The following is an 11,338-nucleotide window of genomic DNA, read 5'->3' on the forward strand; positions in this document are numbered from 1 at the left end:
CACCGTCACTTGTTCAGGTAAATCCCGTCCGCTTCGATACGAATTTTACGTTGCTTGTAAAGTCCGCCCAACGTCTTTTTAAACGTGGCCTTGCTGGTACGAAAGAGAGAAAAAATAGCGTCCGGCGAGCTCTTATCATTGAGTGGTAGAAAGCCCCCTTTGCTCTCAAGCGTTTTCATCACTTTGTCACTCAGGTCATCAACCCGCGCCTTGCCGTGCTTTTGTAGGGCAAGATCGATTTTGCCGTCCTCACGCACGGTTTTTACAAAGGCACTGAGCTTTTTACCGATAAACAGCTTCCCGAACGCTTCAGCGCGATAAATAAGCCCCCAGTACTGATTATTCACCACGCACTTAAAGCCGAGATCAGTGATATCCGTAATGATGACCGACACTTTGTCACCCGCTTTTAAACGCGGCTTTTCGTCGCTGATAAACTTGTTGAATTTGCGGCTAGCGACGATACGGCCCGAGGCTTTATCCGTGTATACGCGAACCACATAAGGCTTACCCTCTTCCATGCGCGTACGTTGCTCGCTAAAGGGCACTAATAAATCTTTGCTTAACCCCCAGTCGACAAAAGCCCCGACCGAATTCACACCAACACAGCGCAACGATGCAAACTCGCCCACTTGCACATACGGCGTTTCAGTGGTGGCAATAATGTCATCTTCGGAGTCAAAATAGATGAACACATTAAGCTCGTCGCCGATATGGGTATCCTCAGGGACGTACCGAGTTGGCAGCAAAATATTGCCGAACTCATCACCATCAAGAAACACGCCGAAGTCTGCCTGCTTCACTACCGTCAATGTGTTGTATTGGCCTAGTTTAATCATTGTCTCAGTGCTGTAAAAAATAATGCCTGTGAGTATACGCAATTTGTCCTTCAGATGTGGAAGAAATGCGTTGCGGGTGAGGAAAAAAACGCCAAACCATGCCAGCGAATATCCCTACATTCTATCTCTTGTTAGCCACCGCTAAGCTGTTAGGCTTACACCATAAAACCAAGGGGGAAGATATGGCAGTATTTGATGGTGAACACATTCGGTTTAGCTTTAGCCAGCTAGGCAGTGCTTTTGGCAATGCAGTGAAACCCACTCCCCTCGACAATGGCCGGCTTCTAACATACAACGCCGCACTGGCTGATGAGCTTGGATTAACGACGGCAGACATTCACAGTGAAAGCTTTCGAGCGATTCTGTCTGCGGAGGCGCCGCTTGCGGGCCGCCAACCCTTTGCAATGAAATACACAGGGCACCAATTTGGTCAATATAACCCTGAACTCGGTGATGGCCGTGGGGTGTTATTGGGGGAGTGGCGTGATGATAAAGGCACACTCTGGGATTGGCATTTGAAAGGGGCGGGAAAAACTCCCTATAGCCGCCACGGCGATGGTCGAGCGGTATTGCGTTCGACACTCCGTGAGTATCTCGCTAGCGCCGCCATGAGGGGGCTCAACATCCCCACCACACAAGCATTAGCCATGGCCACCAGCGATACCCCGGTGATGCGCGAACGTATCGAGACCGCCGCAACGCTGCTTCGCGTTACTGAGAGCCACGTGCGTTTTGGCCACTTTGAGTACTTATTTTACAGCCGACAGCACGATGCGCTGCGCACTCTCGCTGATTATGTCATTGCACGCCACTTCCCTGAGCTTGCCGAGGCCGAGACGCCCTATGCCGCATTGCTACAGGAAATTGTCGAACGCACGGCAGAAATGATTGCCCAGTGGCAGGCAGTCGGCTTTAATCACGGGGTGATGAATACCGACAATATGTCGATTTTAGGCCAGACCTTCGACTATGGCCCCTATGCTTTTTTGGATGATTTCAATCCGAGTAATATTTGCAACCACACTGATTACACTGGGCGATATGCCTTTAATCAGCAACCGGCCATTGCGCTATGGAACCTCTCTGCGCTTGGCTACGCCTTTACGCCGCTGCTTGAAAGTGACGTGATTAACGACATTCTCGGCGGTTACGAGCATCACCTCCAAGTTGCTTATAGTCAGGTAATGCGCAATAAGCTCGGGATCTCCGATGCACAGCAAGGAGACAGTGAGTTGTTCAATGCCCTCTTTTCGTTGCTCGAGTCTCAACGTGTCGATTATACCCTGTTCTTTCATAGGCTCAGCCACATCACACAAGATGCGTTGTTAAGCGCAAAGACACTCAGCCAGTTTAACGACCTCGTATCAGATGCTGACACATTAACGGCTTGGTTAAGCGAGTACCACCAACGGGTAGCGGCGCATGACGACAACACTCGCCTCACTTGCATGCAGGCCACCAACCCTAAATTTGTTTTACGTAATTATTTGGCCCAACAAGCAATCGAGGCGGCAGAACAAGGCGACATGCAGCCAACGCACGATTTAATGCGTGTTCTGGCTGACCCCTTTCGATCACACAGCGACCTCGACCACCTTTCCCAACGCCCCAATGATGATGAGAAAGATTTGACGCTAAGCTGCTCATCCTAAAACATTGTGCGCTTCCGCCATTTATTTGGCCGAGGCGCACGCTGCCCAACCAAGAGGGCATTCTAATAAGAAAAATCCAACAGATGTCACATTGATGCTTTCATGGGCGGCGTTTTTTGCTATCTTACTGGCTTCGCAACAGAATAAGATGTGAGGAAGGCTGTCCTCTATGCCCCTGAAAACCGATGAGCTTCGAACACGCGTGGTCGATACCATGCCCACGCCCGCAGAGGTGGAAGCTGCCCACCCCATCAGCGACAGTGTTGCTCACCATATCACCGCCGCTCGACAGGCGATCAGTCGCATTCTAAATGGCGACGATCAGCGGCTTCTCGTGATTGTTGGGCCCTGCTCCGTCCATGATCCCGATGCGGCCCGTGATTATGCGGAAAAACTTAAAACCCTGGCGGACAAATACACCGATCAATTATTGGTGGTGATGCGCACCTATTTTGAGAAACCACGTACTGTGGTTGGTTGGAAAGGTCTCATCAATGACCCGCACCTTGACGGTAGCGGAGACATACGTGCAGGGCTATTCACCGCACGAGAGCTACTGTTAGATATCAACAAAATGGGTCTCCCGACCGCCACTGAATTCCTAGACATGATCACGGGTCAGTACATTGCCGACTTGATCAGCTGGGGCGCGATTGGTGCCCGTACCACGGAGTCACAAATCCATCGCGAGATGGCCTCTGCGCTATCGAGCCCGGTAGGATTTAAAAATGGCACTGACGGTAACATCCGTATTGCGGTCGATGCCATTCGCGCAAGCAGAGAATCACACCTTTTCTGCTCGCCCGATAAAAATGGCAGCATGACCATTTATCGCACCGCAGGCAACCCAGATGGGCATGTCATTTTGCGAGGCGGTCATCAACCGAACTATGCCGCCGACGATGTGAAAGCCGCTGCGCAAACGCTGAGCGATTTCAAATTGCCTCGCAAGCTTGTGATAGACTTCAGCCACGGTAACTGCCAAAAACAACATCGCCGCCAACTGGATGTGTGTGCCGATGTGGCTGAACAGATCCGTCATGGCGAACAAGCGATTGCTGGCATCATGGCTGAGAGCTTCTTACAAGAAGGTAATCAAGCCATGGGTAACGTCCAATCACGTGTTTATGGCCAGTCGATCACTGATCCCTGTCTGGGTTGGGCCGATACCGAGCGCTTGCTTGCACAACTGGCTGATGCCGTCGCGGCGCGCAACAACTCATAATGACTGACGATTTATCGGCGTGACTGACTCATGCCCCAATTAGGAAAAGACTATGCCTTCATTTGATATTGTCTCTGAAATTGACAACGTTGAGCTAAAAAACGCAGTGGATAATGCCAACCGAGAGCTTGCAACTCGCTTCGACTTTCGGGGTGTCGAGGCCAGCTTCGAACTTGATAAAGAAACCGTGAAAGTAACAGCTGAAGCAGATTTTCAGGTTAACCAAATGATAGACATGTTACGCAGTAACCTCGCCAAGCGTGGCGTTGACGCACGCGCAATGGAAACCCAAGACATGGTCCACTCTGGCAAAACCTTTTATCAACAAGTGAAGTTTAAAAACGGTATTGAAACGCCTGTCGCCAAGAAGATCACCAAAGCGATTAAAGATGCCAAGATGAAAGTGCAAACCCAGATTCAAGGCGAGCAAGTCCGTGTCACCGGCAAAAAGCGTGATGATCTACAGGCCGTGATTCAATTAATCAAGGAAAGTGACTTTGAGCAGCCTTTCCAATTTGAAAACTTTCGCGACTAACCCAAWGCCCTTTTATCGATACAATAAAAAAACGGGCCTATTAGACTTAGGCCCGTTTTATCCGGCGGTACGTGTATCGCTAAGCGCTTTTTCGTGACAACACTCGCACTGCGTTACTTGTACTTGCTTTTGATGGCCTCAAGCGTGCCATCTGCGGTCGCTTGGTCAATGCCCGCTTGTAGCTTTTCAATATAGCTGTCTGGCGTGTTGTTACTAAAGCTATAGTAGAGCTGAGACTCATCCAAGACATGAACCACTTCAAACTGGCTGGTATCAATATTGTTTTGGCTCATAATAAAGGCACTGACGTTTTCCTCGTAAGCCCACATATCGACACGGCCCGCCGCCAATTGTTTAGCGAGTAAATCCGCTTTTGGCGACAAGCGCAGCGCGTCTTCATCGACCCCCATTGAGCGTAACAAGTGCTCGCCGACGTCATCGCGTACAACGCCTACTTTATAATTGGCAAAGTCACTCGCATTGTCGATAGTGATCCCTTTGCTTTTAGGCGCCCAGACCACAATTTTAGTGTCTGTAATCGGCCCAACCCATTTAAATTTATCTTCCCGTTCATCCGTCCGCGTGGTTGAAAACAGTACCGTATTGGGCTCAGACAGTGCTGTGGCATAACCACGGGCCCATGGCTGAATTTTCACTTGATCTCGGCTCACCGGATCGCCCGCTGCTTCTGTCGCAGCTTCGAGAAAATCAATCGCAATCCCCTTTAATTCACCGCGCTCTTCATAGTTGAACGGCGGATACACCTCAGTGATGTAATCCAGTTCGCCTAAGTTTGCAGCGACTGTGGTGGTTGAAAAAACCAGCAAGCTGGCGGCAATGAGTGACTTCATTGGACTACCTCTTTTAACCTTCCATTAAACATGCCTAGCCAACATTATTATTATTCGCTCGTACCAAATAGGGTAAGTGGCACCGAACAAGGCATGACCTTATCGCGATTCACTTACTACTTTTAGTGTAGTCAGCTTCCATATCCCGTGCGCAGTTTTGCTAGAGGTTGTGATCTAACTTCCGTTTTTTCTATACACAACCGTTTGAATAAAAAGACAAAAAAGAGCCCTTCAGCGCTGATTACGAATTTAAACGCGCCCTCATATGCCTCTGCCGAACCCGCACAATCAAGTAAAAAAGTTGAATTAGGTCACCATTCATGCCTAAACTTTGTCCCCAATTACAGCGTAGTTATGGGTTATCGCAGACCAACGCCTTTACAGCGTTTCGCAAGGGATCATTTTTGCCACGAAGGCACCAGATAACGCCCAATACTCATCATCGACCTAATTAAAAGACAATATCGAGTCTGATCATTCATGAATAACCAAAAACGTCCTCTCTATATTCCCTATGCGGGACCGGCCTTGCTAGAAACACCATTGTTGAATAAAGGCAGCGCATTCAGCGTCGAAGAGCGTAAGTTTTTCAACCTCGAAGGCTTGCTGCCTGACGCCATCGAGACAATCGAAGAACAGACGGAGCGCGCTTATCAGCAATATCAACGTTTCGAGAACGATATCGACAAGCATATTTATCTACGCAACATCCAAGATACCAACGAAACGCTTTTTTACCGGTTGGTTTCCAATCACATCACCGAGATGATGCCTATCATCTATACCCCGACGGTAGGAGCAGCCTGTGAGAACTTCTCCAATATCTATCGTCGAGGCCGCGGGCTTTTCATTTCTTACCCTAACCGTGATCGCATTGATGATGTGCTCAACAACGCATCACGTCACAACGTCAAAGTGATTGTGGTCACCGATGGGGAGCGTATCCTTGGCCTGGGCGATCAAGGCATTGGCGGCATGGGCATCCCGATTGGTAAGTTATCGCTTTACACGGCTTGTGGCGGGATTAGTCCAGCCTACACACTCCCGATCGTGCTGGATGTCGGTACCAACAACCCACAACGTCTTTCCGATCCCATGTACATGGGCTGGCGTCACACCCGTATAAGTGGACAAGAGTACGATGCCTTTATTGAAGAGTTTATCCAAGCGGTGCAGCGTCGCTGGCCAGATGCCTTGATTCAATTTGAGGACTTTGCGCAAAAAAATGCTATGCCGATCCTGGAGCGCTATAAGGATCGCGTCTGCTGCTTTAATGACGATATTCAAGGCACCGCCGCGGTAACGGTTGGTTCCTTGATTGCGGCGTGTAAGGCGGCAGGTACCAAGCTCTCCGAACAACGCATCACATTTTTGGGCGCGGGATCAGCGGGCTGTGGTATTGCCGAAGCGATCATCGCGCAAATGGTCTCTGAAGGGATTTCCGACCAAGAAGCCCGCGCACGTGTCTACATGGTCGATCGCTGGGGACTGTTAATCGATGCCATGCCTAACTTACTCGACTTTCAGCAACGACTGGTGCAAAAGAACGAGGCGCTCAGCCACTGGCAGTTAGAAGACAGTAACATTTCATTGCTCGATGTCGTGCGTAATGCGAAACCGACCGTGTTGGTCGGTGTCTCTGGCGCACCTGGATTATTTACCGAAGACGTGGTGAAAGAAATGTATGCCAATTGCCCACGTCCTATCGTTTTCCCTCTCTCTAACCCGACCAGCCGTGTAGAGGCGACGCCCTTTGATATTCTGCGCTGGACAGAGGGTCAAGCACTGGTTGCCACCGGCAGCCCGTTCGAGCCTGTCCGTTTAGACAATGGCAAGACCTTTCCTATTGCGCAATGTAATAACAGCTACATTTTCCCAGGCATCGGGCTGGGCGTGTTAGCCGTCGCCGCCTCCCGGGTGACAGATGGCATGCTGATGGCCTCGTCACGTGCTTTAGCTGAGTGCTCGCCGTTAGCCAAGCGTGGCACAGGCGCCCTACTACCGTCGTTAGAAGATATCACTCAGGTATCAAAACGCATCGCGTTTGCGGTAGCAAAAGAAGCGATCACTGAGGGGGTGGCATCAGAACTGTCTGACGAGGCGCTTAAAAAGCGTATTGAAGAGAGCTTTTGGTCACCGCAATATCGTGCTTATAAACGGACCTCTTTTTAACGCGAACCTAACAGAAAAAAGCGTCTACCCAGGCGCTTTTTTTGCTATTATTCCACCTACTTGCCCGCACACGTGACCCCGAGTGCGGCTTAATGCTCGCAAAGGTAATAAAACGCACCATGGCTCTCCAGCGCCTTTTTCGTCAGGCGATTTTCACATTGATTGGGTTTACTGTGGTCACCGCTATCGTGATGGCTGCCAGTGATATCGCGATCACAGTTAACGCCAAAGGCCGGGTTTATCAACACGCTGAGACGCTACCCGCTCGGCAAGTCGGCTTGGTTCTGGGAACCAGCAAGTACATTGGTAAAACCCCCAATCCCTATTACACCTATCGGATTGAAGCGGCGGAGTCGTTATACCATGCAGGTAAGATTCAGCACCTTTTGCTCAGCGGCGACAACGCGCACCGCTCGTATAATGAGCCCTGGACGATGAAGCGAGATTTACGTCAAGCAGGGATCCCGGAAGAGACAATTCACCTAGACTATGCTGGCTTTCGAACGCTGGACTCTGTTGTCCGTGCAAAAACCGTTTTCAGTTTGGCGCGCTACACTGTGATCAGCCAACAGTTTCATTGCGAGCGTGCGTTGTTTCTCGCCGATGTAAACAATATTGATGCTATTTGTTACGCCGTACCGAGTCCGCAAGGCTGGGCAGGGGTCAAAATTCGCGCTAGGGAAGTATTAGCGAGAACCAAAGCGGTACTTGATAGCTTTATTCTCAACGTCAAACCTAAGTTTACCGGCCCCAAAGAGCCAATCAGTGGCGTCTCAACGTCGAAGGACTAACCCCAGTACCGACCAGTGCCGACCCAATCACAATTTTCACATTACTTTAATCATTTGTTTAAAAACCTGCCTGCAATCCATTAACACACTGACTATTTAGGCGTATATTAGCCGTCGCTTGACGGCCAACTGCCACCCAAATAGCAGCAACCCTGTCCCTATCAAGCACCTAAAAACTCAAAGTAAAACATTATAAAAACACTCAATAACGTTTAAGAAAAGGACGCCCTATGGATGTGCAAACCCTTTCCTCCCGTGCGCCGGGGCTGGATAGAAAAGCGTGGATCTTGTTTGCTGACATTGCCCTGTTTTTCATCTTGTATAATACTCTGCCGTTTGAAACAGATGTCACAACCGGCCTGAGTCTACTGATATTCATTGCCGTGCTATGGCTGACTGAAGCGATTCATGTCAGCATCACCGCGATCCTGGTGCCCATTATGGCCGTCGCGCTTGGCGTGTTTGAAACACCCGCGGCGATGTCAAATTTCGCTAATCCCATCATTTTTCTCTTTCTCGGTGGCTTTGCCTTGGCAGCCGCGCTGCAGGCCCAAGGCCTCGATCAAGCCATCGCCAATAAAGTGCTCACGATTGCGCAGGGCAAAATGTCAGTGGCCGTGATGATGCTGTTTGGGGTCACCGCCGCCCTTTCCATGTGGATCAGTAACACCGCGACCACCGCCATGATGTTGCCATTGGTGTTAGGCATTTTACACAAGGTGAACAATCAAAAAGATCATGGCACTTATGTGTTTGTGCTCTTGGGTATTGCCTATTGCGCGAGCATCGGCGGCATAGCAACCATTGTCGGTAGTCCCCCTAATGCGATTGCAGCGGCTGAAGCCGGGCTTAGCTTCGCAGATTGGATGAAACTAGGCCTGCCTGTCACTCTGATATTGCTCCCCGTCGCGGTTATCGTCTTGTATGCACTGACCAAGCCGAACCTTAACCACCGTTTTGAAGCGGATCAGCGTGACTTCACCTGGAGCACACCTCGCGTGATCACGCTTGTGATTTTCGCACTGACCGTCAGCGCTTGGATTTTCAGTAAACCATTGAATGCCATGCTCGGTGGCCTGAGCAAATTTGACACCATTGTGGCGTTATCTGCGATTGTCTTGCTGGGGGCGACGCGGGTTGTAAAATGGAAAGAAGTCGAAAAAACCGCTGACTGGGGCGTGCTGTTACTCTTCGGCGGCGGAATTTGCTTGAGCAATGTGCTCAAAGCAACCGGTACGAGTTTGTTTCTCGCCAACCACCTGAGCAATGCACTGACAGGATCTGGGCTATTTTTCACCATGCTAGGCGTGGTGGCATTCGTGATCTTCTTGACTGAGTTTGCGAGCAATACCGCCAGCGCCGCATTATTGGTACCGGTTTTTGCCACCATCGCCGAAGCATTGGGCGTGTCGCCAGTCGCACTTTCTGCGCTGATCGCGATTGCCGCGTCGTGTGCCTTTATGCTGCCCGTTGCCACGCCACCAAACGCCATTGTGTTTGGCTCAGGGCATATAGAGCAACGTGATATGATGCGTGTTGGCTTATATCTCAACATTGTTTGTATTGCGGTCTTGGCGATTTTCACTCGCCTATTCTGGTAATCACTCTCCCACTACCTGGTGTTTGCGCCAGGTAGTGTTTTTCACGCCTTATCGACCATCAAAATTGTTTCATCCGAGTTTCAGGTTTACACTAGCGCCACGCTAAACAACCCGTAACTAACTATGGCATTTGCAGAAATTACAGGCTGGGGGAAGTGTCTTCCGCCCGCGGTGTTGAGCAATGACGATCTCAGCACAATTTTAGAGACCAATGATGAATGGATTCGCTCACGCACAGGCATTGAAGCACGCCGAGTGAGTCATGTCGAAACCTCTGAGCTCGCCACTGTTGCCGCCCAACGCGCGTTAGCGGCAGCAGGGATTGAAGCAAGCCAGCTCGATCTGTTGATTGTAGCGACCTGCTCACCAGATACCCTGATCCCTAATATTGCCTCCAAAGTGCAAGGCAACTTGGGGGCACTTCGTGCCGCGGCATTTGATATGAATGCCGCTTGTACCGGTTTTTTATACGGGTTAGAGACCGCAACCAAGATGCTCCAAGCTGGCCATTATCAGCATGCACTCATTATCGGCGCAGAGCATTTAACCTGGTATTTGGATTGGAGCAAACGCGATACCGCCGTGCTATTTGGTGATGGTGCCGGCGCCGTCGTGGTAAGCAAAAGCGAGCAAGAAGTGGGGCTACTTGATGCACAACTTGGTTGCGACCCAGCAGGCCGTGATGTACTCGCGATCCCTGCCTTTGGCACCGCAATGGATCGCTTCGACCCGGACAATGGCTATTTTGCGTTTGATTTTATCGGCCGTGATATTTTTAAACGCGCGGTTAAAGGCATGGGATCAGCGGCGAATCAGGTGTTAACACGGAATCAGCTCAATGCTGACGGTATTGATCTGGTCGTGCCACACCAAGCCAACAAACGGATTATCGAAACCTTATGTGAGCACGCTGGCATCGAGTTAGATAAGGCGTTTATTAATATCCAGCGCTATGGCAATACCTCAGCAGCTACGATCCCCATCGCTTTGTGCGAAGCAGTTGAGCAAGGGGCGGTCAAGCCACATAGCCAGCTGCTCACCGCGGCATTTGGCGCTGGCCTGACATGGGGCGCAGGATTAATCCGTTGGGGCGAGCGTACAACACCGATCGCCGAGTCTGATGCGGCGTTACCGCCAACGGACAAAACGGCACTTGAGTTACTCGACAACGCCATCCGCCATTGTCAGAACAAAAAACCAGAATAAAATCGCTCACACAAAGCCGACGTTCGTCGGCTTCAGATTGCTGACGAACCCCGCCTTTTTAGGCGGGGTTCTTTTTGATAAGCGGCCGTAGGCCGTGATCGCGATATTTTTTTGTTAGAGAGTGGTCGCTACCGACCAACGCCCAAATTGGCGGATAGAAGCCAGTATTTGCCTTATATCCGCCATGTTAAAGCCACATTTTCTTAGATAGCTCACCACTAACGCTATCTTCTTGATGTTTTGAGCAGCCGCCGCCAGCCAGCATTGCATTTGCACATTTGCAAGCCCTCGGAAGCGTGCGTAGCGGTGTCCATGATGCTGCTTGGCGTCGGCGAAGCTTCGCTCCACAGTCTCACTTCGTCGCTTGTATATCTTTTTGCCATAACGAGACAGTCGCATTTCATTGGCACGCTCTACTGCATCAGTGTAAAGATGACGCGTGATGACCTTTTGCATGGTCTTACTT

10 protein-coding genes are annotated in these 11,338 nt (G+C 50.4%); 7 read left to right on the forward strand and 3 right to left on the reverse strand.

Annotated elements, in window-relative coordinates:
* Positions 1–5 precede the first annotated feature (5 nt).
* Positions 6–839: a CvfB family protein gene (locus BZG13_RS08300; RefSeq protein WP_077486276.1), complete on the reverse strand. Its 834-nt coding sequence runs from the start codon at positions 837–839 to the stop codon at positions 6–8.
* Between the two features lie 182 nt (positions 840–1,021).
* On the opposite strand from BZG13_RS08300, the gene BZG13_RS08305 reads away from it, so the two are divergent.
* The 3 genes from BZG13_RS08305 (at position 1,022) to BZG13_RS08315 (ending at position 4,251) form a co-directional block, all read left to right on the forward strand.
* Positions 1,022–2,491: a protein adenylyltransferase SelO gene (locus BZG13_RS08305; protein ID WP_077486284.1), complete on the forward strand. Its 1,470-nt coding sequence runs from the start codon at positions 1,022–1,024 to the stop codon at positions 2,489–2,491.
* A gap of 169 nt (positions 2,492–2,660) precedes the next feature.
* Positions 2,661–3,716 carry a 3-deoxy-7-phosphoheptulonate synthase gene (locus tag BZG13_RS08310; protein ID WP_077486277.1) on the forward strand — a complete coding sequence of 352 codons (1,056 nt, stop codon included), beginning with the start codon at positions 2,661–2,663 and terminating at the stop codon, positions 3,714–3,716.
* A gap of 52 nt (positions 3,717–3,768) precedes the next feature.
* Positions 3,769–4,251, forward strand: coding sequence for a YajQ family cyclic di-GMP-binding protein (locus BZG13_RS08315; protein ID WP_077486278.1), 483 nt, complete (start codon positions 3,769–3,771; stop codon positions 4,249–4,251).
* Between the two features lie 113 nt (positions 4,252–4,364).
* Here the strand turns inward: BZG13_RS08315 and BZG13_RS08320 are convergent, their stop codons facing one another.
* Positions 4,365–5,102, reverse strand: coding sequence for a substrate-binding periplasmic protein (locus BZG13_RS08320; RefSeq protein ID WP_077486279.1), 738 nt, complete (start codon positions 5,100–5,102; stop codon positions 4,365–4,367).
* A 480-nt stretch (positions 5,103–5,582) separates the two neighbouring features.
* Between BZG13_RS08320 and BZG13_RS08325 the strand changes: the two genes are divergently transcribed.
* The 4 genes from BZG13_RS08325 to BZG13_RS08340 all read left to right on the forward strand — a co-directional run bounded on the left by BZG13_RS08325 (position 5,583) and on the right by BZG13_RS08340 (position 10,872).
* A complete protein-coding gene (locus tag BZG13_RS08325; protein WP_077486280.1) occupies positions 5,583–7,274 on the forward strand; it encodes an NAD-dependent malic enzyme in 1,692 nt (563 codons plus the stop codon).
* Between the two features lie 119 nt (positions 7,275–7,393).
* Positions 7,394–8,065: a SanA/YdcF family protein gene (locus BZG13_RS08330; RefSeq protein ID WP_069362436.1), complete on the forward strand. Its 672-nt coding sequence runs from the start codon at positions 7,394–7,396 to the stop codon at positions 8,063–8,065.
* Between the two features lie 230 nt (positions 8,066–8,295).
* A complete protein-coding gene (locus BZG13_RS08335) occupies positions 8,296–9,666 on the forward strand; it encodes an SLC13 family permease (protein ID WP_077458730.1) in 1,371 nt (456 codons plus the stop codon).
* 123 nt (positions 9,667–9,789) lie between these two features.
* Positions 9,790–10,872: a ketoacyl-ACP synthase III gene (locus BZG13_RS08340; protein WP_077458731.1), complete on the forward strand. Its 1,083-nt coding sequence runs from the start codon at positions 9,790–9,792 to the stop codon at positions 10,870–10,872.
* A 114-nt stretch (positions 10,873–10,986) separates the two neighbouring features.
* Here BZG13_RS08340 and BZG13_RS08345 read toward each other — a convergent pair.
* Positions 10,987–11,338, reverse strand: a 352-nt coding sequence (locus BZG13_RS08345; protein WP_198935511.1) for a transposase, incomplete at its 5' end; no start/stop codon positions are given.

It is taken from the genome of Salinivibrio sp. ML323 (assembly GCF_001995745.1).
Classification (GTDB): domain Bacteria; phylum Pseudomonadota; class Gammaproteobacteria; order Enterobacterales; family Vibrionaceae; genus Salinivibrio; species Salinivibrio kushneri.